The organism is Stenotrophomonas sp. Bg11-02 (genome assembly GCF_002836635.1).
Classification (GTDB): domain Bacteria; phylum Pseudomonadota; class Gammaproteobacteria; order Xanthomonadales; family Xanthomonadaceae; genus Stenotrophomonas; species Stenotrophomonas lacuserhaii.
Map to the genome: position 1 here is coordinate 115,815 of NZ_PJAY01000071.1, position 22,137 is coordinate 137,951.

Sequence of the window (22,137 nt, forward strand, 5' to 3'; positions counted from 1 at the left end):
CACGTGTATGGGCAAGCGCGTCTCAGGCATTGAGACGAAGCTGTGTTCCCATACCGTTCTTTGCGGCATGTTTTCCTGATGGCTTACGAACTCGCCAAGCGCACCGCCGATGCCGAACACCAGCTCGCTACCCGCGATGGCCTGCCGGCACGTGATGGCGCCCTGCTCGGCGCCCGCCTGCAGCGCCGTTACCACGATCGCATCACCGGCAGCTTCGCCATCCCCGGTCGCGAAGGCAGTTACGCGCCGATCCCGGACAGCGTGCCGCCGGCGCTTGCCGCCGCCCTGAAAGCGCGCGGCATCGACCAGCTCTACAGCCACCAGGCGCAGGCATGGGACGCAGCACAGCGCGGCGAACACGTCGCCATCGTCACCCCCACCGCCAGCGGCAAATCGCTCTGCTACACCCTGCCGGTGGTCAGCGCGGCCATGCAGCACAAGGCCAAGGCGCTGTACCTGTTCCCAACCAAGGCGCTGGCCCAGGACCAGGTGGCCGAGCTGCTGGAGCTCAACCGCGCCGGCGACCTGGGGGTCAAGGCCTTCACCTTCGATGGCGATACCCCTGGCGATGCACGGCAGGCAATCCGCCTGCATGGCGACATCGTGGTGTCCAACCCGGACATGCTGCACCAGGCCATCCTGCCGCACCATACCAAGTGGGCGCAGTTCTTCGAGAACCTGCGCTACGTGGTGATCGACGAAGTGCACACCTACCGCGGCGTGTTCGGCAGCCACGTCACCAATGTGCTGCGCCGCCTCAAGCGCATCTGCGCCTTCTACGGGGTGCAACCGCAGTTCATCCTGTGCTCGGCCACCATCGGCAATCCGCAGCAGCATGCCGAGGCCCTGATCGAAGCGCCGGTCACCGCGATCACCGAATCCGGCGCCCCAAGCGGGCCCAAGCAGGTACTGCTGTGGAATCCGCCGGTGGTCAATCCGGACCTGGGCCTGCGCGCCTCGGCGCGCTCGCAGAGCAACCGCATCGCACGCATCGCGATCAAATCCGGGCTGAAGACGCTGGTGTTCGCGCAGAGCCGGCTGATGGTGGAAGTGCTCACCAAGTACCTCAAGGACATCTTCGACCACGACCCGCGCAAGCCCGCCCGCATCCGCGCCTACCGCGGCGGCTACCTGCCGACCGAGCGCCGCGAGACCGAACGCGCGATGCGCGCCGGGCAGATCGACGGCATCGTCAGCACCTCCGCGCTGGAGCTGGGCGTGGACATCGGCAGCCTGGACGTGGTGATCCTCAACGGTTATCCCGGCAGCGTGGCCGCCACCTGGCAGCGCTTCGGCCGCGCCGGTCGCCGCCAGCAGCCCGCGCTGGGCGTCATGGTCGCCAGTTCGCAGCCGCTGGACCAGTACGTGGTGCGGCACCCGGACTTCTTCGGCGATGCCTCGCCGGAGCATGCGCGCATCGCCCCGGACCAGCCGCTGATCCTGTTCGACCACATCCGCTGCGCCGCCTTCGAACTGCCGTTCCTGGTCGGCGATGGCTTCGGCCCGATCGACCCGGAAGTATTCCTGGAAGCATTGGCGGAAACCGAGGTGGTGCACCGCGAAGGCGAGCGCTGGGAGTGGATCGCCGACAGCTACCCCGCCAACGCGGTCAGCCTGCGTTCGGTGGCCGATGGCAACTTCGTGGTGGTCGACCGCAGCGGCGGCAAGCAGCAGATCATCGCCGAAGTGGATTATTCCGCCGCCGCACTGACCCTGTATGAGGGCGCCATCCACATGGTGCAGTCCACCCCTTACCAGGTGGAGACCCTGGACTGGGAAGGCCGCAAGGCCTACGTCACGCGCACACACGTGGACTACTACACCGACAGCATCGACTTCACCAGGCTCAAGGTGCTGGACCGCTTCGACGGCAACCTCGCCGGGCGCGGCGACTCCCATCATGGCGAGGTGCACGTGGTGCGCCGCGTGGCCGGCTACAAGAAGATCCGTTACTACACCCACGAAAACATCGGCTACGGCCCGGTCAACCTGCCCGACCAGGAACTGCACACCACGGCGGTGTGGTGGCAGTTGCCGCAGGCGCTGCTGCTGCGCGCGTTCGCCAGCAAACAGGACGCGCTGGACGGTTTCCTGGGTGCGGCCTACGCGCTGCACATCGTTGCCACGGTGGCGGTGATGGCCGACGCGCGCGACCTGCAGAAGGCGGTCGGCAACGGTGACGGCGCGTGGTTCGCCATCGCCGACCAGAGCGGCCGTGGCCAGCTGCGCGGCGAAGAGGGCGATCCCGGCGCGGTGGAGCTGCTGCAGCAGTTCGTGCCTACCGTGTACCTGTACGACAACTTCCCCGGTGGGGTCGGCCTGAGCGAGCCGTTGTGGCTGCGCCAGCAGGAGCTGGTGCAGCGCGCGCGCGAACTGGTCCAGCGCTGCGACTGCAAGGCGGGCTGCCCGGCCTGCGTCGGCCCGGTGCTGGCCGCACAGGAAACCGACGACACCACCCCGCGTGCGCTGGCCCTGCGCGTGCTGGACCTGTTCGATGCGCAGGCCTGCGAGCACGTGCCGGACGTGTCGGTGGTGGTTGCCGATCCGCTGGAGCTGTTGGCACCGTGAGCCTGAGCCTGGACAAGCTGCGGCTGCTGCGGCGGCAGGCCGGTGACGCCAGGGCGGTTGCCCCGTCAGCGCCCGCCGGACCCTTGCCGGAGCCGACGCCCGGGCTGCCCGCCGCTGCCAACGATGCGAAGCAGCCCGACGCGGCGCGTTCGGTATTTGCCTGGGTGGAAAAGGAGATCCGCCACAAACCCACCGGGGTGGCCGCAGCGCCACGCCAGGTGGCCGACGCCAAGGGACTGCGACGCCTGCTGGGCGTGCGTGAACGCGGTAGCGAGACCCCCCAGGCACCGCGGGCGCGCGCGCAGGACCGCAGCCTGCCCGGCACCGAGATCGCGCCGGGCCTGCACCTGATCGAATCGTTCCTGCCGGGGGATGTCCCATCGTCACCGCTGTCGTTGGCCTTCGCCAAGCGCGAGCAGCAGCACGTGGCGCCGCAGGACCTGCTGTTCTTCGATACCGAAACCACCGGCCTGGCCGGCGGCACCGGCACCCGCGCCTTCATGATCGGCGCGGCCGACTGGCACCAGGATCCAAGCCGGGGGCCGGGCCTGCGCATCCGCCAGCTGATGATCTCCACGATGGCCGCGGAGACCGCCATGCTGCGTACCTTCACCAGCTGGCTCGGATCGACCACGGTGTTTTCCAGCTACAACGGACGCAGCTACGACGCGCCGCTGCTGAAGACCCGCTACCGGCTCGCGCGGCAGGGCGATCCGATCACCGCGCTGGACCACATCGACCTGCTGTACCCGACCCGTCGCCGTTATCGCGGGGTCTGGGAAAACTGCCGGCTGGCCACCATCGAACGGCAGCTGCTGAAGGTGGTGCGCGAGGATGACCTGCCCGGTTCGGAAGCGCCTTCGGCCTGGCTGCGCTACCTGCGCGGCGGCGATGCGGTGAACCTGCGGCGGGTGGTCGAACACAACCACCAGGACGTGGTGACGCTGGCACAGCTGTTCCTGACCCTGGTCGAACAGCAGGCGCAGGCCGATGTGCCACCCCCGGTGAACTGCCTGCCGCTGCAGGCAGGGTGAGCGAGCGTTTACCCGACGTTGACGGCGCATGGCGCTTGATGACCCCTCGTGTCATCCATTCATCGACCCGGGAGGTCCGCCATGCGTTCGAATCGTTGGCTGTTGCTCACCTGTCTGCTGCCGCTGGCCGCCTGCAGCAGTACGCCGTCCAGCGCAGACACCGCGCCGACCACGCCGAAGCCGGAAGTTGCAGGCCTGGGCAGCCACTGCCACGGCGACACCTTGACCGCGCTGAGCGGCCAGATGGCCAGCCAGGAGGTCATCGACCGCGCGGTGCGCGACGCCGGTGCGCGGACCCTGCGTGTGGTCAAACCCGGCATGGCGGTCACCATGGACTACCGCGAAGACCGCGTCACCGTGCGCGTGGATGAGCAGAACAAGATCATCTCTGCCAGCTGCGGTTGATCCCTGCGGGCGGGAGCGGGCGAGCGCCCGCTCCCTGGTTGATGCTCAGAGCCGCACCGCACGCCCATCCGCCAGCGCCTTGGCGATGACCTTTTCGGCTTCGCGCGACGCACGTGCCTGCACCTCCGCCTGACGCTCGCCCAGTACCGCCTGCTGTTCGCCCAGCACCGCCTGCTGCCTGCCCAGTTCTCCCTGCCGGGTGGCCAGTCGGCCCAATTCGCCATGGGCACTGTCCTGGGTCACACCGCGCGACGCACGCGCCGCCTGCGCGGCCGCATCGCGGTTGATGTCCAATCCCCCCAGCGCACTGCGCGCGGTGTCCCTGGCGTGCTGCGCGACCGCGCGTGCCTGTTCACCGGTACGCCGGCCCAGCTCGCCCTGCTGGCGGCCAAGCGCCCCCTGCTTCACCCCCAGGGTGGCCTGTTGCTGGCCCAGTCGCGCAGCATCTGCATACGCGGCCTGCATCTGCTGCAGCAATGCAGTGTCGCGCACCACGTAACGCTGGTCGCCCTGGCGGAACCAGAAGCCCGTTGCACCCGCACCCAGGTCACTCCTCGCCTGGGTCACATCATCCAGCGCACCGTCGGCATAGCTCTCGTTGCCGGTGACCAGCACGTGCGCACGCGCAGGCCGTTCGCCCAGGTCCAGCCGACCATGGGTGACCAGGCTGGTGACCCGGTGGCCGCCGTCGCGGGTGATGGTATGGGTGGTGGTGCTGGCGTGTCCGCTGCGTGCGCTCGCCGGTGCCGGCGGCGGTGGGGGTGGTGCAGGCGCAGCGGCAGCGGCAGGCGCCGGCGGTGCTTCCGGTGCCGCCAGTGCAGGCGGAGCAGCCGGTGCAGCGGGCGCCGCAGGTGGCGACGGTGGGGTGGGCGGCGGCGGCGTGGCCGCAACCAGGCGCATCGGCAGGATCGCCACGGCCAGCACGGCTGCGGTCAGCAGCGCGGTCAGCGCCTTCGGGCAGGCGTGGTGCTGCTGCAGCGAGATCAAGCGGCGCTTGAGGCTCTGCCGGCTGGGCGCGGCACTGGCCACGCCCAGATGCGGATGCGGCATCACGCCCAGCTGCAACAGCAGCCGACCGTAGTCCTGGCGGCGCTCGCCACGGCCGTCCACCACCGCCGCATCCACCGCTTCTTCGCGGGCCTGGGCATATTCGCTGACCGCCAGCCGCAGCAGCGGATGGAAGAAGAACAGGTGCTGCGCCAAGGCCGGCAGCAAGCCCCACTGCAGGTCGTTGCGCTGCAGGTGCTGCAGTTCATGGGTCAGCGCCAGGTCCAGCGCATCGCCCTGCAGGGCATGCCCACCCACCGGCAGCAGCAGCACCGGCCGCAGCGGCCCGACCACCTGCGGCGCATCGATATCGGCACTCATCCACAGGCGCGGGGCACGACGCAGGCCATGCGCTTCGGCCGCCAGCTGCAGGGCGTGTACCAGCGCCTGGTCATCGCACGGGGTGGCATGGGCCAGCAGCGCGCGGCTTCGCCGCCATTCGCGATGGGTCCGCCAGGCCATGGCCAGTACACCGGCCAGCCACAACGCGGCCAGGGCCAGTGCCCACCAGGGCGTGGTCGCCAGCGCGGACGAAGCGATGCCCTCATCGGCAATCGCCAGCCCCTGTGCCGACAGCGCAGCCGCCTGCACGTACAGCGTTTCACCGACGGCGGGCGTGACCGATCCGGTCGCCAGCGTCGGCGCCGGCAGCACCGCCAGCTGCAGCGGCTGCGCCCAGAACAGGCCCAGCACCGCCTGCAGCGATACCAGCCACCACATCCGGCAGCGCGCGGCAGCGCCCAGTGACGGAACGGCGCGGCAGACGCCCCACACCAGCGCCACCAACAGCGCGGTCTGCAGGCTGGTCCAGGCCAACCGTTCCAGCAGCACGATCAGGTTCGCGCCCATGGCTCAGCCCTCCTGCCGGCGTGACTGCAGCTGTTCGACCAGCGCTTCCAGCTCGGCCAGTTCGTCATCGCTGACCGTGTCGCGCTGCGACAGATAGGCCACGAACGGCGACACCGAACCCTGCAGGGTGCGGTCGACGAACTGCGCGATGGCGCCCTGCACCACGCTGTCCTGCCCGGCTGTGGACTGGTAGCGGTACATGCCATCGGCCTGCTCGCGGCGCAGGTAGTTCTTGCCACGAAGGCGTTCCATCATGGTCAGCACGGTGGACCGGGCCAGGCCGCGCGGCTCGCCGAATCCGACTGCCACTTCGCCCACGCTGGGCGTTCCTGCCTCGTCGATGTACTGCAGCAGGGCCAGTTCCTGGTCCCCGATCGTCTTGCGGTGCATGGCACAGTTCCTTGGGTGACTACACGTGTCGCCACAGTGCCCATGGCGACAGATGTAGTCAACCCCCCGAAGGTCATGTGCCGACGAACGGCAACAGGCCCCGTAGCTGCCGCCCTAAGTCTTGTTACTCAGCCGCGTGGCCCGCCCATCACCGGCAGGATCGCGCCGCTGATGTAACTGGAACAGCTGGGCGCGGCCAGGAACACGTAGGCCGGCGACAGTTCTTCCGGCTGCGCAGCGCGGCCCATGTCGCTGTCCTGGCCGAACTCGCCCACGTCCGGGGCGGCCTTGTCAGCCGGATTCAACGGCGTCCACACCGGTCCCGGCGCCACGCAGTTGACCCGGATGCCGCGCGGCAGCAGCTGGCTGGCCAGTGCCTTGGTGAAGGCATGGATGGCGCCCTTGGTGGCGGAGTAGTCAATCAGCGACTTGCTGCCGAACAGGCCGGTTTCCGAGCCCGAATTGACGATGCTGGCGCCCTCGCCCAGGTGCGGCAGCACGGCGCGGGCCATCTGGATGTAACCGCCGATGTTGGTCTGCAGGGTTTCCTGCAGATGCGCATCATCGAGGTCTTCCAGACGATGGCAGTGCAGCTGGAAGGCCGCGTTGTTGACCAGGATGTCGATGCCGCCGAAGGCCTTGGCCACCTGCTTCACCGCGCGGTTGCAGAACTTCGGATCACGCACGTCCCCGGCGATCACGATGCAGCGTCCACCTTCGCGCTCCACGTGCTGGCGGGTGACATCGGCATCTTCGTGTTCGTCCAGGTGCAGCACCGCCACATCCGCGCCTTCGCGGGCATACAGCACCGCCACCGCACGGCCGATGCCGGAGTCGCCGCCGGTGACGATCGCGCGCAGGCCTTTCAGCTTCCCGCTGCCCACGTAGTCGGGCGCGAGGAAACGGGGTGACAGGTCCAGTTCGTTTTCGTTGCCGGGCTTGGCGATGTTCTGCGCGGGCATCTTTTCCGGTTGCCTGCGGGTGCCGGCCTGGGTCACCTTTTTCTTTGCGGCCTTCTTGCTGGCGCGTGCGTCCTTGGCCTTTTCCTGATCCTGCAGACGGCGCTGGCGTGCGGCCACCCGTGCGCCCCGTTCATCGGTGGCCGCGGTCTTGCGGGTGGCGGTCTTGACCACGCGCCTGCGCGCGCCGCCTTCCGCCTCGGCCGGCGTGGCGCCAGCGGCGCGGGTGCCCTTGCGGACCTTCGGGGTGGCTTTCTGGCGGGCGGGGACTTTCTTTGCTGGGACGGTCTTGGCGGTAGCCATGAGATCTCCTCTTGAAGCGGATTGTCCAGGACAGCGCGGTGTGTCCAGGGCGTGCAACCAGTCTCCACATCGCGCGTTGGCGCGGCAGTGAATGCAACGTGCCCGGCATGTGCACGCGTTCATCCCGGCACCACGCCGCAGGCGTCAGTCTGGGCGCCTCGAACCTGATTGGAGCTGCAACGATGATCCGTTATCTCAGCGTGGCCGCGATGGCCGTTTCCGTGGCCGCCTGCAGCAGCACGCCGGTGGCCCAGGTGCAGCCGATCGACGGCGTGGTTTCAGGCCAGTGCCATCTGGACAAGGTGCAGGGCGCGGTCGGCCTGGCGGCCTCGGCGGCGACCGTGGAACGCGCCCGCGTGGACAGTGACAGCCTGCAGGTGCAGGTGCTGCGCGGCAGCCGCGAGCGCAGTGGCCCCACCGCCAGCGGCAGCGCCGATCCGGCCGCTGGTGCCGCGCATGAAGGCGGCGAACGGTTGACGATTGAAACCGGCCGCACCAACAACATCACCGCGATTTACTGCGGCTGACCTTTGCCGCCACCCGGCGCGCCCTGCGCAGGTAGCGCAGGGTCGCCTGTTCCCATTGGCGCGGCCCCCGCAGGCCGGCCAGCGCGACCAGCTCACCCCGCTCCCAGCCGTCGAACACGCTGGGATCGATGTAGGCCTTGCGGCACACCGCCGGCGTATTGCCGAGCAGGTCGGCAACCTTGCACACCACCTCGCGCTGCGCCGCCGCCAGTGCGGTCTTGCTGGCGGGCTCGGGCAGCTCGGTGGCGGCGAACGCCCGCAACGCTTCCACGGTGCCGCCCCAGGTGCGGAAGTCCTTGGCGGTGAACTCCTCGCCCATCACCTCGCGCAGGTAGTCATTGACCTCACCGGAATCCACCGGCTGCAGCGTGCCATCGTCATCGCGGTACTGGAACAGCGCCTGCCCGGGCAGCTGCTGGATGCTTCGCACCTGCCTGGCCAGCTGTCTGTCGCCGATCTCCACTTCGTGGTGCTGGCCGGACTTGCCGCGGAAGCGCATCTGCACCCGGCCGCCCGCCACCAGCGCCAGGTGGCGGTTGCGCAGCGTGGTCAGGCCGAAGGATTTGTTTTCGCGCGCATAGGTTTCATTGCCAACACGCACCAGCGTTTCGGCCAGAAGCGCTACCACGATCGCAAGGACCTTCTCGCGCGGGAATCCCGCACGCTTCAGGTCGTTGCGCAGGTGTCGGCGCAGCTTCGGCAGGGCCTCGCCGAAGGCGATGATGCGGTCGAACTTGCCCTCCCCGCGTACCCGCGCCCAGTCGGGGTGGTAGCGGTACTGCTTGCGACCCCGTGCGTCACGCCCGGTTGCCTGCAGATGACCGTTGGGCCAGGGGCAGATCCACACGTCGGTATAGGCCGGGGGCACGGCCAGCGAACGGATGCGGGCCAGCACCTCGGCGTCGCGCACGACGTGTCCGGCCGGGTCGCGGTAGCTGAATCCTTTTCCCGCCCGACGCCGCTGGTAGCCAGGCTGGCTGTCGTCCACGTAACGCAGTCCGGCAGCGCGGGCGGCGGCTTTTTCAGGGGTTGCGGGGGGTGGGCTCATGCGCGCAGTGTGGCGGTCGCACCGAGCACGCCGCGTCAATAACGCAACACAAACACGTGGGCGGCCAACAGCCGCTATGCTCACGCCTTTGTCACCTTGAACGTTCCTGGAGTCCGCATGCCGTTCCTGCAGTTGCCGCGCCTGGCGCGCCCCTTCCTGCTCCTGCTCCCCGCCACCCTGTTGCTGGCCGCCTGTTCGGCACCGCCGATGGACGAACAGGATGCGGTCACCGCCCAGGCCCAGCAGGCCGCTGAAAAGGCCACCGCCCCTGCCGACGAAGCCGGCAAGGCGACCGAAGCCCCACCGATCGGCAACTGCGATGCCACCCAGGTGCAGAGCCTGGTCGGCCAGGCCTATACCGATGCACTCGGCAGCCAGGCCCAGCAGGATGCCAGCGCGAAATCGCTGCGCGTGCTGCGCCCCGGCGACATGACCACGATGGAGTTCGTGGGCGAGCGCCTGAACGTGGAAGTTGACGAGAAGGACGTGGTCAGCGGCCTTCGCTGCGGCTGATTTCCCCAGCGCTGGCAAGCACTTGCCAGCGCCTTGGTTGCGCGTGCAACCGTGTGTTGCGGCATCGCACCATCTATGGTCTAGTCGAAGCATCCGGTGGCATCCCGCGCGCTCCAGGTAGCGCGCCCTGTCTCCTGGAGTGAGCGCGAAAGCGCTTGGCGAGCGCCAGGGGAGGCACGCCACCGCACGGGCATCGGCCCTGCCGGGGGAACGGTCGCATCGACCAACGCCAGGACGCCACTTCGCTTTTCCCTGCCGTCCCGGTACGGCAGCCTCATTCCAGTGGTCACGGCGCGTCCTGTGGGCAGGCTCAGGAGTCCCCGCTCACCTGACCAAGAGGCAAAGATGGCCCCCCGCAACCGCCACGGGCTTTACGACCCACGACACGAGCGCGATGCCTGTGGTTTCGGCATGGTCGCCCAGTTGGATGACCAGCCGTCCCGGCTGCTCGTGGATACCGCCATCGCCGCGCTTTCGCGGATGACCCACCGTGGTGGCGTCGCCGCCGACGGCGTGACCGGCGACGGCTGCGGCCTGCTGCTGCGTCGCCCGCAGGCGTTCCTGAAAGCCATCGCCGCCGAAGCGGGCATCAACGTCGGCGCGTGCTTCGCTGCCGGCGTGGTGTTCCTGCCGCACGATGAAACCGCCGCCGCACAGTGCCGCGCCGCGCTGGAAGCGGAGCTCTCCAAGGCCGGCACGCAGCCGCGCGGCTGGCGCGTGGTGCCGACCGATCCCAGCGTCTGTGGACAGCTGGCACGCGATACGCTGCCGCGCATCGAACAGGTCTTCGTCGATGCCGGCCAAGCGCAGGACAATGCCGGCTTCACCCTGGCCCTGTTCCTGGCGCGTCGCCGCAGCGAACAGTCGCTGCGCGACCACGCCGATTACTACGTCACCACGCTCAGCCCGAACGCGATCAGCTACAAGGGCATGGTGCTGCCGGACAAGCTGTCGCGCTTCTTCCTGGACCTGCAGCGCAGCGACCTGGCCTCCAGCGCTATCGTGTTCCATCAGCGTTTCTCCACCAATACGCTGCCGCGCTGGCCGCTGGCGCATCCGTTCCGCATGCTCGCCCACAACGGCGAGATCAACACCATTGAAGGCAACCGCCGCTGGGCGCAAGCGCGCAGCAAGGTGTGGAAGACTCCGCGCTTCGACATCGCCGAGTTCGATCCGGTGATCTCCATGCACGGCTCGGACTCGCAGAGCCTGGACAACATGCTGGAGCTGATGGTCAGCGCGGGCATGGAGCTGATCCAGGCGCTGCGCATCCTGGTCCCGCCGGCGACCCAGTCGCTGGAATTCAAGGACCCCGACCTCGCCGCGTTCTACGAATTCCACGGGCTCAACAGCGAGCCGTGGGACGGCCCGGCCGGCATCGTCGCCTGCGACGACCGCTACGCGGTGTGCACGCTGGACCGCAATGGCCTGCGCCCGGCGCGCTGGATGCTTACCTCCGACCGCCACTTCCTGGTCGCCTCCGAAGCCGGCGTGTGGGAAGTGCCGACCGAACGCGTGGTGCGCAAGGGCAAGCTGGGGCCGGGCGAGATGATCGCCATCGACCTCAAGCGCGGCGACCTGCTCGATTCGGAGGCGGTGGACCGCATCAACCGCGGACGCGCGCCGTACAAGCAGTGGCTGCAGCAGGGCGTGACCTACCTGCAGACCGAACTGATCGATCCTTCGCTGGTGGAAGAACCGTTCGACGCCCGCACCCTGCGCAGCTACCACAAGCTGTACCAGCTCAGCACCGAGGAAGTGGAGCAGGTGCTGCGCCCGCTGGCGGAGACCGAGCAGGAAGCCACCGGTTCGATGGGCGATGACACGCCGATGGCAGTGCTGAGCCAGCGCAGCCGTCCGCTGTACGACTACTTCCGCCAGGCCTTCGCGCAGGTCACCAACCCGCCGATCGACCCGCTGCGCGAAGACTGCGCGATGTCCCTGTCCACCCAGCTCGGCAAGGAGACCAACATCTTCCACGCCGGCGCGGAGACGGTGAACCACGTCATCCTCAATTCGCCGGTGCTGAGCCAGCGCAAGCTGCGCCAGCTGCTGAAGATGGAGCAGTACGCCGACGCCAACCGGCTGATCGACCTGTCCTACAGCGAAGAAGAAGGCCTGCGGGCCGGCATCGAGCGCATCTGTGCCGAGGCCGAACAGGCCGCGCGCGATGGCATCGTCATGCTGCTGCTGTCCGATCGCTACCCGGTGGCCGACCGGCCGATGGTGCATGCCCTGCTGGCCACCAGCGCGGTGCACCACCACCTGTGCAACACCGGGCTGCGCTGCGAGGTGAACCTGATCCTGGAAACCGGCACTGCGCGCGATCCGCACCACATGGCCTGCCTGCTCGGTTTCGGCGCCACCGCGGTGTATCCGTACCTGGCCTACCAGACCCTGTTCGACCTCGGGCGCCGCGGCATCCTCAAGCTCAGCAAGGGCGGCGAGCAGTCGCAGATCGGCCGCCGTTACCGCAAGGGCGTGTACAAGGGGCTGTCCAAGATCATCTCCAAGATGGGCATCTGTACCGTGGCCAGCTACCGCGGCGCGCAGCTGTTCGAGATCGTCGGGCTGGAGCCGGACGTGGTCGAGCTGTGCTTCCCGGAGACGCCCTCGCGGGTCGGCGGCGTCAGCTTCGCGCGGCTGGATGCCGAAGCGCGCGAACTGACCGTGCAGGCCTGGGACGACCAGGTGCAGCCGGACGTCGGCGGCCTGCTGAAGTACGTGCACGGCGGCGAATACCACATGTACAACCCGGACGTGGTCATGACCCTGCAGCGCGCCTCGCGCTCGGGCGATCCGGCGCATTGGCAGGCGTACTGCGATGCCGTGCATGCACGTCCGCCGTCCGCGCTGCGCGACCTGCTGCAGCTGGTGCCGGCCGCCACGCCGACGCCGCTGGACGAGGTGGCGCCGGCCAGCGAACTGTTCCCGCGCTTTGATACCGCGGCGATCAGCCTGGGTGCGTTGTCGCCGGAAGCGCATGAAGCGCTGGCCATCGCGATGAACCGCCTGGGTGGCCGCAGCAACTCCGGCGAAGGCGGCGAAGACCCCGCCCGCTATGGCACCGAGAAGCGTTCGAAGATCAAGCAGGTGGCTTCGGGTCGCTTCGGTGTCACCGCCGAATACCTGGTCAACGCCGAAGTGCTGCAGATCAAGGTCGCCCAGGGCGCCAAGCCCGGCGAGGGCGGCCAGCTGCCCGGCCACAAGGTCAACGAACTGATCGCCCGCCTGCGTTACGCCAAGCCGGGCATCGGCCTGATCTCGCCGCCGCCGCACCACGACATCTACTCCATCGAAGACCTGGCCCAGCTGATCTACGACCTCAAGCAGGTCAACCCGACCGCGCTGGTGTCGGTGAAGCTGGTCAGCCATGCCGGCGTGGGCACGATCGCCGCCGGCGTGGTCAAGGCCGGCGCCGACCTGATCACCATCTCCGGCCACGACGGCGGCACCGGCGCCTCGCCGGTGAGTTCCATCCGCTACGCCGGCGTGCCGTGGGAACTGGGCGTGGCCGAAGCGCACCAGGCGCTGGTCGGCAACGATCTGCGCGCGCGCACCATCCTGCAGACCGATGGCGGCCTGAAGACCGGCCTGGACGTGGTCAAGGCGGCCATCCTCGGCGCGGACAGCTTCGGCTTCGGCACCGGTCCGATGATCGTGCTGGGCTGCAAGTACCTGCGCATCTGCCACCTCAACAACTGCGCCACCGGCGTGGCCACCCAGGACGAGCGCCTGCGCGAGAACTACTTCACCGGCCAGCCCGAACGCGTGGAGAACTTCTTCAGGCTGCTGGCCGAGGAAGTGCGCGGCTGGCTGTCCCACCTGGGCGTGCGTTCGCTGCAGGAGATCGTCGGCCGCACCGAACTGCTGCGGCAGATCGATGCCGCGCCGCGCGAAGGCGTGCGCGTGGACCTGTCGCGGCTGCTCGCCGATGCCAGCTACGAAGGCAGCCACTGCGCCGCCCAGCGCCTGTACGAATCGCCGGACAGCCTGGCCACGCAGATGGACGGGCTGCTGGCCGATGCCATCGCGCACAAGCGCGGCGGCGACCATCGCTTCCTGATCCACAACACCGACCGCAGCATCGGCACCCGCCTGTCAGGCACCATCGCCCGCGCGCACGGCAACCAGGGCATGGCCGAATCACCGCTGGAGCTGCGCTTCCGCGGCACCGCCGGGCAGAGTTTCGGTGCCTTCAACGTCGGTGGCCTGCACCTGGAAGTGGAAGGCGAAGCCAACGACTACGTGGGCAAGGGCATGGCCGGCGGCCGGCTGGTGGTGCGTCCGCCACGCGGCGCGCGCTTCGAAGCCCGCAGCACCGCGATCATCGGCAACACCTGCCTGTACGGGGCCACCGGTGGCGAGCTGTTCGCTGCCGGGCGGGCCGGCGAGCGCTTCGCGGTGCGCAACTCCGGCGCGCTGGCGGTGATCGAAGGCGCCGGTGACCATTGCTGCGAATACATGACCGACGGCGTGGTGCTGGTGCTGGGCAAGGTCGGCCTGAACTTCGGCGCCGGCTTCACCGGCGGGCTGGCCTACGTGCTGGACGTGGACCGTGATTTCGTCGACCGCTACAACCACGAGCTGATCGACATCCACCGCGTTTCCGCCGAAGGCTTCGAGAACTACCGCCAGCACCTGCATCGGCTGATCGGCCGCCACCGCGAGCTGACCGGCAGCATCTGGGCCCAGCAGATCATGGACGAGTTCCGCGATTACATTGGCAAGTTCTGGCTGGTGAAGCCCAAGGCCGCCAGCATCGAATCGCTGACCGAAACCCTGCGCCGCGCCGCATGACCCCGCCCTTTTCATCGGTAGTGCCGGTCGCTGGCCGGCAGCACCTCCAAGCCGAAAGGCAGAGCCCGCCATGAGTCGCAAGCACGCTTTCCAGTTCCTCGACCTGCCCCGGACGATGCCGCAGCGCATCCCGGTGGAACTCCGCACCTCCGGCGACTGGGGCGAGCTGTACGGCAAGTTCGGCAAGGAGGAGGCGCAGTACCAGGCCGGCCGCTGCCTGGACTGCGGCAACCCGTACTGCAGCTGGAAATGCCCGGTGCACAACGCGATCCCGCAATGGCTGCAGCTGGTGCAGGAAAACCGCATCGAAGAAGCCGCCACGCTGTGCCACAGCACCAACCCGCTGCCGGAAGTGTGTGGCCGGGTGTGCCCGCAGGACCGCCTCTGCGAAGGCAGCTGCACGCTGGAGGAATTCGGCGCGGTGACCATCGGGGCGGTGGAAAAATACATCGTCGATACCGCGCTGGCACGCGGCTGGCGTCCGGACCTGAGCGCGGTGGAGCCCACCGGGCGCACGGTGGGGGTGGTGGGTGCCGGACCGGCTGGGCTGGCCTGCGCCGACCGCCTGGCGCGTGCCGGCATCACCGCGGTGGTATACGACCGCTACGAACAGATCGGCGGGCTGCTGCAGTTCGGCATCCCCAGCTTCAAGCTGGACAAGGACGTGATCCGCAAGCGCCGCGAGGTGCTGGAAGGCATGGGCGTGCAGTTCCGGCTGGGCGTGGAGATCGGCCGCGATGTCACCGTGGATGACCTGCTGCAGCGACACGATGCGGTGTTCCTGGGTACCGGTGCCTACCGCTATACCGACGGCGGGCTGGATGGGCAGGACCTGAAAGGTGTGCTGCCGGCACTGCCGTTCCTGGTACAGAACGCCCGCATCGTCAGCGGCGACAATCCGCAGGGCCGCCCGATCGCCGGCTGGGAAGACCAGATCAGCCTGCCCGACCTCACCGGCAAGCGCGTGGTGGTGCTGGGCGGCGGCGATACCGGCATGGACTGCGTGCGCAGCGCCATCCGCCTGGGTGCGGCGCGCGTTACCTGCGCCTACCGCCGCGACGAAGCCAACATGCCCGGCTCCGCGCGCGAGGTCGCCAATGCCCGCGAAGAAGGCGTGCGCTTCCTGTTCAACCGCCAGCCGCTGTCGATCGAAGCCGGTGCCGACGATGAGGCAATCGGCGTGACCGTAGTGGAGACGCGACTGGCCGCGCCCGATGCCGATGGCCGCCAGGCCGCGGTGCCGATCGAGGGCAGCGAATCGCTGCTGGAAGCCGACGTGGTGATCATCGCCTTCGGCTTCTCGCCCAGCGCGCCGGAATGGCTGTCCGCGCACGGCGTGGAATCCACCGGCAACGGTCGCCTGCAGGTGGGCGGCAAGGACCGCCTGCCGTTCCAGACCGCACACCCGCGGCTGTTCGCCGGCGGCGATGCCGTACGCGGTGCGGACCTGGTGGTGACCGCGGTAGCCGAAGGGCGCGATGCTGCGGCCAGCATCGTGCGCCTGCTGCTGGCGTGACCCTGCGCGCAGCTGCGCTAGCCTTCCAGCTGGCGCAGGTGCGCGATGCAGCGCTGCAGGCGGTGATGCAACTGGTCGCGCTGGGCGCGCGATGGCGGTACCTGCGCCTCGTTCGGCTCGCGCAGGTGGGTGGACAGCGCCGCCAGTCCGAGGCTGCCCACGCCGCCGGCCATGCGATGCAGCCGCTGCGAGGCCATGCGCTGGTCCGCCCGGTGCCACGCCTCCTGCAGTGCCGCCCCGTCCTCTTCCAGGCTGGCGCGCAGCGTCTGTACCAGCTGGCGGGCGGCGTCCTCCGTACCGAAGCGGGCCACCAATGACGCCAGGGTCGGCGCATCGCTGCATTCCACCCCGGCACACGGTGCTGCCGGCGCAGCGCCAGCGGCCAACAGCCCGGGCGCGACCTTGGCGATCGCATCGTGCAGCGTGCGCCGGCTGATCGGCTTGGCGAGCAGGTGGTCCAGGGCCATCCCCCGCATACCGTCGATATCGGCGGTCATGCCGATGATGGGCCCGGGCGCACGGCCCCGCTGCTGTTCTTCGCGGCGGATGTGCTGCACCAGCCCGGCACCGTTGAGGCCGGGCATCTGCTCATCGGTGAACAGCAGCCGGGGTGGGTCGCGGCGCCACGACGCCAGCGCCTGCAGGCCATCGCCGGCCACTTCCACATCCAGGCCCATGCCGCGCAGCCACCACTGCATCAACAGCTGCTGGGTCGGATGGTCTTCGGCAACCAGCACGCGGGGCGACGATCCGCTGCGCCGCGATGCGTCCGGCCCGCAGCCAGGATCGGCAAGGTTGCTCGCCACGGCATCACCTGCGAGCGGCACCGGGGCGTGCTGCAGTTCCAGTTCGATTTCCACCACCGTGCCCTGGCCGGGCACACTGCGCAGGGCCAGCGTGCCGCCCATCGCGGTGACCAGCTGGCGGCAGATGCCCAGTCCCAGCCCGGACCCGCCATGCTGGCGCGTCGTGGAACGCTCGGCCTGGGCAAACGGCTCGAACACCGCCTCCTGCCGCTCCAACGCGATGCCCACCCCGGTATCGGCCACGACCAGCCGCAACCGCTGCGCGTGGGCGGTGTCTTCGAGCGCTTGCAGGGACAGCGATACACCGCCGTGGCGGGTGAACTTGATCGCATTGCCGACCAGGTTGAACAGCACCTGCCGCAGGCGGGTGGCATCGGCCAGCAGCTGCGGGGCCACCCGTGCTCCCACGCGCTGGTGCAGGTACAGACCCTTGGACTGTGCGACCGGCCGCAGCAGGGCCTCCACGCTCTGCACCAGCGCGCGCAGGTCGACCGGCCCGTCCTGCAGGTCCATGCCCTCGGCGCGCCCTGCGGACAGAGCGGCAACGTCGTCCAGGATGCGTCCCAGCATCGACGCGGCGTCGTCCAGGGTGGCCATCACCGCACGCTGGTGCGCGTCCAGCGGTGCACCCCGCAGCCGTGCCAGGCGCTGCAGCAGCACGTGCATCGGTGCGCCGATCCCCGTCCCCAGGCTGGAGACCATCTGCTCACGCTCGGCCGCATCCGCAGCGGCCTGCGCATGCGCGCGGAGGATCGCCTGTGCACGGGCGTCGGCGTCGGACACGTCCATCCAGTAACCCGTCCAGCACTGCTCGCTGGATGCTTCCAGACGGGGCCATGCGTGCATGGCGACATGCCGTGGCCCGCGTACGCCTTCGGCGGAAAAACGCAGCGCCACCGGACAGATGCGACGCACCGCGCGCAGCAACACCGACAGCACCCGCTTGTGGTCAGCGGCATGGATGGCGGCAAGGATGCGCGAAGGATCGTCCTGTAGTTCGCGCGGCGTTGCACTGAACAGCTGCGGCGTGTCCCCGGCCAACAGTTCGATGTGGATTTCTCCGTCGCGCGCGCGCCGCGCCTGGAACACGACCACCGGCAGGTTCCTAGATACCTCGTCGATCAGTCGCTGCACGTCACGGCTGCGGCGGACTTCGTCGCGCAGCCGCCAGTAGCCGTTCGCCTGCACGAGGGCGATGCCGGCAAGCGCCAGCAACAGGCCCGCAACGACGAGCGGCCCCCGCGTCGGCGCCGGCAGCATGAATGATCCCAGGGCGAGGCAGACGGTGACAACGCACGGCGTCACGAAGATGTCCTTTTCCGCAATCCAGGATCCACCGACGCTAGCAGGCTCATCGCTGGGCACCATCAGGATTGCTGCATAAACGACGACGCCCGGCGTGATCCAGCGCATACACTTCGGCAGTGCCCCCTGGAGAATCTCCGTATGCGACTTGGACTGGCCGCCAACCGGCTGCACCACCATGATGGCGAAGCGGCCCTGTTCCGCTTCCTGCGCGCCAGTGAGGCGGGCCTGCGTGACCTGCAGTGTTCGCTGCACGCGGTGGGCCGCACCTTCGATGCGATCCAGCAGCATGGTCCGCTGCGGGGCGATCCGCTGGTCCGGCAGTATCCGTATGGCCGCGACGGCGGGCTGATGAAGCTGGTGGCCGAGGTGGTCGGCATGGGCGCCGAGCGCAGCCTGGACGGCGCCATCTACCTGATCGATCCGGTCGATCCGTCATCGATTTTCCCGGAGGCGATCGCGCTCAAGCGCCAGTGCGTGATCCATGCCAAGCCCTTCATTTCCACCGTGGCCAGCGCGCGCGACTGGGTGGAGGTGGAGCGCCTGCACGCCGGCTTCGCCGCCGATGCGGCCGCGGACGACCTGCACCGGTTCGAAGGGCAGACCCTGGCGCTGATCGCGCACGATGCGATGAAGCCGGCGATGCTGGCATTCGCCGACGAACACTTCGCCGTGCTGTCGCGGTTTGCTTCGCGGATCGGTACCGGCACCACCGGCCAGCGCTTGAATGAACTGGCGTGGAGCCGCGGCTGGCCGGCCGATACGCCGTGGGTGACGCGCTACCAGAGTGGCCCGATGGGCGGTGATGCACAGATCGCCGACCAGGTGCTGGAGGGGCGCTGCCAGCGCGCGGTGTTCTTCGAAGATCCGCACGTGGCGCGGCAGCATGAAGCCGACATCCAGCTGCTGGAGCGGGCGGTGACCACGGTGACCGACCTGGCGGTGTGCATCACTTCGCCGCGGGTGGCGGCGCGGTGGGCTTCTGCGGCGGCGCGGCGTTTTTGAAGCTGGCTACGTGTAAGGCGCGTTCGTCTACGTGTGAGGCGCCGGGTGGGCAGGCCAGGCAGGACACGCCGTGAATCCGTCCATGGAGGCTCGCTGTTCGCATCCATGCGAACAGACGGTCCTGCCTGGCCTGCCCACCCGGCGCCCTGACGGTTCACGGGTGCCCGGGCAATGGGGGATGGGGGAAATGCGTGGGCGACTGCTGTGGCCCGGCGCAGGCGGCAGCGGTATTCCTGCTGTGCGGGAGCCCCCTTGTTGTTCAAGGGGGCGCGCCGCAGGCGGGGGGATAAGGTGGAATGCGTGGGCGACTGCTGTGGCTCGCCGCAGGCGGGTTACAGCAGTTGCCTTAGCATTGCCTTCAATCTGCGGCCTTCCTGCTGGAAGTAGTCGCGTTGTTGGCGCCAGGCGGGGAAGCGTTGTTCGACTTCGTGCCAGAAGGCGGGCGAGTGGTTGGCCTGCAGCAGGTGGCAGAGTTCGTGGACGAGGACGTACTCGAACGCTTCCGGCTTGCCCAGGACCAGTGCCAGGTCCAGTGCCATGCTGCCGTCGGGGGCCAGTGATCCCCATTGCGAGGACATCACTTTCAGCCGGATACGCGTCGGCGCGCGTGGCAGGCCAGGCAGGTAGCGCGGCAGCCAGCGTCCTACGTCGGCGCGCGTCTGCGCTTCATAGAACTCGCGCAGCAGGCGCTTGAGCGTGGTCGGGGTGGCGCGCGCCGGCCAGTGCACGCACGCGCCCTGTTCGTCCACCTCCAGCTTGGCGTAGCGTGCTTCCTGCCAGCGCAGCGGAATCAGTTCACCGCGCAGTGGCAACAGTCCAGGCTCGCCCGGCACAAGCGGCGGCGGCATGCGATCAGAGCGGTAGTGCTGCAGCTGCTCGGACAGCCAGCCCCGATGCTGCTCAAGGAACCGCTCGCCGGTCTGCAGGCTGGCACGCAGCGGCAGCGTCAGCCGCGCACCGCGTTCGTCCACGCTGAGCTTGATGCGACGCGCACGCGGATCGCGCACGCGCAGCACATCAATCTCCGCATCGTCCAGCCGCAGTCGCACGGTATCGCGCTGCACGGTGGCACTGGGTGCAGGGGACAGCAGGCGGCGGAGCAGGCGACTCATGCCACCAGCATACGCCGCCACGGACGGCGCGATGTCAGCAACGTCCACCCCACCCTGTTCAGTCCGCCTTGCTCAGCTTGAAGGCCTCTTCCAGCAGCAGGAACAGGCGACGGATCTCGGCGCTCTGCAGTGCGAAGCGTGCATCCAGCTCGGCACGACGGCCGTCATCGTCCGAATGCTCCAGCTGGTCCAGCGCGCCATCGAGGAACTTCAGCTTGCGCACGATCAGGTCATCGCCGATCACGAAGGACAGGTTGTCTTCGAACACCAGGGCCAGCTTGGTGACCTGCTTGCCCGCGTCCAAGTGCTTGTCGATCTCGTCGCAGCGCAGTTCCTGGTGCTGGCACTTGACCACGGCACCGCCCTCCACCGGGTCCTTCATTTCGCACTCTTCGCCCAGCGACAGGCCGGTCGGCAGCGGTTCGCCGGCAATCCAGCCGGTGAGGATCGAACGTGGCGCCACTTCGGCGTTCAGTGGCATCGCCGGGAAACTGCCCAGCAGCCCGCGGATGTCGGACATGAAGTACTCGGCGGTCTTGCGACTGGAGCAGTCCACTGCGACGTAGCCATGCTTGAGGTCGATGAAAGCATCGTTGCGCGAGTTCTTGACGAAGGCGCGCGGCAGCAGTTCGTGCAGCAGGTCATCCTTCATGCGCTTGCGTTCGCGGCCGCCGGGACGACGCCCTTCGTTGGACTCGATTTCCTCCAGCTTGCGCTCCAGCAGGTCGTTGACCACCGCGCCCGGCAGGATCTTGTCTTCGCCGCCGACGGTCAGCCACAGATGCTCTTCGATGCGGTGGGAGAACTGTTCCTTCTCTTCGCGGCCGAACGGGGAAATGAAGCCACGCGAATTCATCTCAAGCGGGCCGACCGGCTTGAGCAGGGCATTCGGCAACTGGGTGTCCACGTTGGAGAAATCGGTGGCGGTGGGGAAACGGAAGAAGGTCAGGTTGCGAAAGAACATGGAATTCCGGATTCAGGAGTGAAGGGCGCCGTGGCCATCGTCGGCCATCGGCGTCTCAGGAGGTGCGTCGCGGTGGCGACGCTCCAGGGAATGAAAATCAAACAGGTCCAGGTCCGCCAGCTGCGACGGTTCCACGCTGGCCAGTGCACGGGCGATCTGCTCCACGCGCCCCGGATGGTCACTATCCCACTGCGCCAGCAGCTGGCCTATCTGGCGACGCTGCAGGTTGGGTTGGCTGCCACACAGCGTGCACGGGATGATCGGGAAGCGGCGTGCCTGCGCGTACTGCGCGATGTCCCGCTCGCGCACATAGGCCAGCGGCCGGATCACCACGTGCTGGCCATCGTCGCTGCGCAGCTTGGGCGGCATGCCGGACAGCTTGGCATGGTGGAACAGGTTCATCAGGAACGTCGCCGCCATGTCATCGCGGTGGTGCCCCAGCGCGATCCGGGTGAAGCCATGGCGGGCGGCATGCTGGTACAGCGCGCCACGGCGCAGCCGGGAGCACAGTGAACACTGCGTGCGCCCTTCGGGAATCACCCGGCTGACCACCGAATAGGTGTCCTGTTCGATGATCTGGTACGCCACTCCCAGCCGCTCCAGGTACGCCGGCAGCACATGCGCGGGAAACCCCGGCTGCTTCTGGTCCAGGTTCACCGCGACCAGCTCGAACCGAACCGGCGCCCTGCGCTGCAGCTGCAGCAGCATGTCCAGCAGGGTATAGCTGTCCTTGCCGCCGGACAGGCACACCATCACTTTGTCGCCCGCCCCGATCATGCCGTAATCGGCGATGGCCTGGCCGACCTGCCGACGCAGTGCGCGCGCCAGCACGTCCGCCTGCGCGCCGGCCTCGCGGGGCACGCGCGGCAACGGATCGGGCAGGGACAGGACGTCGGTCATCCGTCCATTCTACCGGCTGGCATGCGTGCTTCGGAGGCCTCCGGAGCGGCGGTTCTCCCGGTGGTCACCCGCGCTGTGTATGCTCG

The 22,137-nt window shown here is 68.6% G+C and carries 16 protein-coding genes; 8 read left to right on the forward strand and 8 right to left on the reverse strand.

The window, feature by feature from the left end; genetic code table 11:
- The first annotated feature begins 75 nt into the window (after window positions 1-75).
- The 3 genes from CXG43_RS18615 to CXG43_RS18625 all read left to right on the forward strand — a co-directional run bounded on the left by CXG43_RS18615 (window position 76) and on the right by CXG43_RS18625 (window position 4,007).
- Entirely contained in the window at window positions 76-2,568 is a 2,493-nt protein-coding gene (locus CXG43_RS18615; RefSeq protein WP_232767895.1) for a DEAD/DEAH box helicase, read from the forward strand.
- The gene (locus CXG43_RS18620; protein WP_101101656.1) at window positions 2,565-3,602 is read left to right on the forward strand and encodes a ribonuclease H-like domain-containing protein; all 1,038 of its coding nucleotides are present in this window, start codon (window positions 2,565-2,567) and stop codon (window positions 3,600-3,602) included. The genes CXG43_RS18615 and CXG43_RS18620 overlap by 4 nt, the downstream gene beginning before the upstream one ends.
- Window positions 3,603-3,683: 81 nt before the next feature.
- Window positions 3,684-4,007, forward strand: coding sequence for an I78 family peptidase inhibitor (locus tag CXG43_RS18625; RefSeq protein WP_101101658.1), 324 nt, complete (start codon window positions 3,684-3,686; stop codon window positions 4,005-4,007).
- 45 nt (window positions 4,008-4,052) lie between these two features.
- Here the strand turns inward: CXG43_RS18625 and CXG43_RS18630 are convergent, their stop codons facing one another.
- The 3 genes from CXG43_RS18630 to CXG43_RS18640 all read right to left on the reverse strand — a co-directional run bounded on the left by CXG43_RS18630 (window position 4,053) and on the right by CXG43_RS18640 (window position 7,555).
- The gene (locus CXG43_RS18630; protein ID WP_101101660.1) at window positions 4,053-5,903 is read right to left on the reverse strand and encodes a M56 family metallopeptidase; all 1,851 of its coding nucleotides are present in this window, start codon (window positions 5,901-5,903) and stop codon (window positions 4,053-4,055) included.
- 3 nt (window positions 5,904-5,906) lie between these two features.
- The gene (locus CXG43_RS18635) at window positions 5,907-6,293 is read right to left on the reverse strand and encodes a BlaI/MecI/CopY family transcriptional regulator (protein ID WP_057508951.1); all 387 of its coding nucleotides are present in this window, start codon (window positions 6,291-6,293) and stop codon (window positions 5,907-5,909) included.
- A gap of 128 nt (window positions 6,294-6,421) precedes the next feature.
- The gene (locus CXG43_RS18640; RefSeq protein ID WP_101101662.1) at window positions 6,422-7,555 is read right to left on the reverse strand and encodes an SDR family oxidoreductase; all 1,134 of its coding nucleotides are present in this window, start codon (window positions 7,553-7,555) and stop codon (window positions 6,422-6,424) included.
- Window positions 7,556-7,737: 182 nt separating this feature from the next.
- Here CXG43_RS18640 and CXG43_RS18645 point away from each other — a divergent pair, with 182 nt between their 5' ends.
- Window positions 7,738-8,082 carry a hypothetical protein gene (locus tag CXG43_RS18645; protein WP_101101664.1) on the forward strand — a complete coding sequence of 115 codons (345 nt, stop codon included), beginning with the start codon at window positions 7,738-7,740 and terminating at the stop codon, window positions 8,080-8,082.
- Here the strand turns inward: CXG43_RS18645 and CXG43_RS18650 are convergent.
- The gene (locus CXG43_RS18650; protein WP_101101666.1) at window positions 8,060-9,130 is read right to left on the reverse strand and encodes a DNA topoisomerase IB; all 1,071 of its coding nucleotides are present in this window, start codon (window positions 9,128-9,130) and stop codon (window positions 8,060-8,062) included. The two genes, CXG43_RS18645 and CXG43_RS18650, sit on opposite strands and share 23 nt — an antisense overlap.
- A 117-nt stretch (window positions 9,131-9,247) precedes the next feature.
- On the opposite strand from CXG43_RS18650, the gene CXG43_RS18655 reads away from it, so the two are divergent.
- The 3 genes from CXG43_RS18655 (at window position 9,248) to CXG43_RS18665 (ending at window position 15,959) form a co-directional block, all read left to right on the forward strand.
- Window positions 9,248-9,643, forward strand: coding sequence for an I78 family peptidase inhibitor (locus CXG43_RS18655; RefSeq protein WP_101101668.1), 396 nt, complete (start codon window positions 9,248-9,250; stop codon window positions 9,641-9,643).
- Between the two features lie 345 nt (window positions 9,644-9,988).
- A complete protein-coding gene (gene gltB / locus CXG43_RS18660) occupies window positions 9,989-14,443 on the forward strand; it encodes a glutamate synthase large subunit (RefSeq protein WP_101101670.1) in 4,455 nt (1,484 codons plus the stop codon).
- A 70-nt stretch (window positions 14,444-14,513) separates the two neighbouring features.
- Window positions 14,514-15,959 (forward strand): FAD-dependent oxidoreductase, encoded by a 1,446-nt coding sequence (locus tag CXG43_RS18665; RefSeq protein ID WP_101101672.1) that lies wholly within the window; start codon window positions 14,514-14,516, stop codon window positions 15,957-15,959.
- 17 nt (window positions 15,960-15,976) lie between these two features.
- Here CXG43_RS18665 and CXG43_RS18670 read toward each other — a convergent pair whose 3' ends face one another.
- A complete protein-coding gene (locus tag CXG43_RS18670) occupies window positions 15,977-18,025 on the reverse strand; it encodes an ATP-binding protein (RefSeq protein ID WP_157825180.1) in 2,049 nt (682 codons plus the stop codon).
- A gap of 186 nt (window positions 18,026-18,211) precedes the next feature.
- On the opposite strand from CXG43_RS18670, the gene CXG43_RS18675 reads away from it, so the two are divergent.
- The gene (locus CXG43_RS18675) at window positions 18,212-19,075 is read left to right on the forward strand and encodes a hypothetical protein (protein WP_101101801.1); all 864 of its coding nucleotides are present in this window, start codon (window positions 18,212-18,214) and stop codon (window positions 19,073-19,075) included.
- A gap of 332 nt (window positions 19,076-19,407) precedes the next feature.
- On the opposite strand, the gene CXG43_RS18680 is transcribed toward CXG43_RS18675, so the two are convergent.
- From CXG43_RS18680 to ttcA, 3 genes are read right to left on the reverse strand one after another with little or no spacing between them, the layout of a single operon-like run.
- Window positions 19,408-20,187, reverse strand: a complete 780-nt coding sequence (locus tag CXG43_RS18680; RefSeq protein ID WP_101101803.1) for a SprT family zinc-dependent metalloprotease — start codon at window positions 20,185-20,187, stop codon at window positions 19,408-19,410.
- Between the two features lie 58 nt (window positions 20,188-20,245).
- A complete protein-coding gene (locus CXG43_RS18685) occupies window positions 20,246-21,151 on the reverse strand; it encodes a recombination-associated protein RdgC (RefSeq protein ID WP_101101676.1) in 906 nt (301 codons plus the stop codon).
- Window positions 21,152-21,163: 12 nt separating this feature from the next.
- Window positions 21,164-22,051, reverse strand: coding sequence for a tRNA 2-thiocytidine(32) synthetase TtcA (gene ttcA, locus CXG43_RS18690; protein WP_101101678.1), 888 nt, complete (start codon window positions 22,049-22,051; stop codon window positions 21,164-21,166).
- Between the last annotated feature and the right edge of the window lie 86 nt (window positions 22,052-22,137).

Coding starts and splice junctions, on each gene's coding strand:
- CXG43_RS18625 (WP_101101658.1), top strand. CDS start 3,684: ATGCGTTCGAATCGTTGGCTGTTGCTCACCTGTCTGCTGCCGCTGGCC.
- CXG43_RS18630 (WP_101101660.1), bottom strand. CDS start 5,903: ATGGGCGCGAACCTGATCGTGCTGCTGGAACGGTTGGCCTGGACCAGC.
- CXG43_RS18635 (WP_057508951.1), bottom strand. CDS start 6,293: ATGCACCGCAAGACGATCGGGGACCAGGAACTGGCCCTGCTGCAGTAC.
- CXG43_RS18640 (WP_101101662.1), bottom strand. CDS start 7,555: ATGGCTACCGCCAAGACCGTCCCAGCAAAGAAAGTCCCCGCCCGCCAG.
- CXG43_RS18645 (WP_101101664.1), top strand. CDS start 7,738: ATGATCCGTTATCTCAGCGTGGCCGCGATGGCCGTTTCCGTGGCCGCC.
- CXG43_RS18650 (WP_101101666.1), bottom strand. CDS start 9,130: ATGAGCCCACCCCCCGCAACCCCTGAAAAAGCCGCCGCCCGCGCTGCC.
- CXG43_RS18655 (WP_101101668.1), top strand. CDS start 9,248: ATGCCGTTCCTGCAGTTGCCGCGCCTGGCGCGCCCCTTCCTGCTCCTG.
- gltB (WP_101101670.1), top strand. CDS start 9,989: ATGGCCCCCCGCAACCGCCACGGGCTTTACGACCCACGACACGAGCGC.
- CXG43_RS18665 (WP_101101672.1), top strand. CDS start 14,514: ATGAGTCGCAAGCACGCTTTCCAGTTCCTCGACCTGCCCCGGACGATG.
- CXG43_RS18670 (WP_157825180.1), bottom strand. CDS start 18,025: ATGCTGCCGGCGCCGACGCGGGGGCCGCTCGTCGTTGCGGGCCTGTTG.
- CXG43_RS18675 (WP_101101801.1), top strand. CDS start 18,212: ATGCGACTTGGACTGGCCGCCAACCGGCTGCACCACCATGATGGCGAA.
- CXG43_RS18680 (WP_101101803.1), bottom strand. CDS start 20,187: ATGAGTCGCCTGCTCCGCCGCCTGCTGTCCCCTGCACCCAGTGCCACC.
- CXG43_RS18685 (WP_101101676.1), bottom strand. CDS start 21,151: ATGTTCTTTCGCAACCTGACCTTCTTCCGTTTCCCCACCGCCACCGAT.
- ttcA (WP_101101678.1), bottom strand. CDS start 22,051: ATGACCGACGTCCTGTCCCTGCCCGATCCGTTGCCGCGCGTGCCCCGC.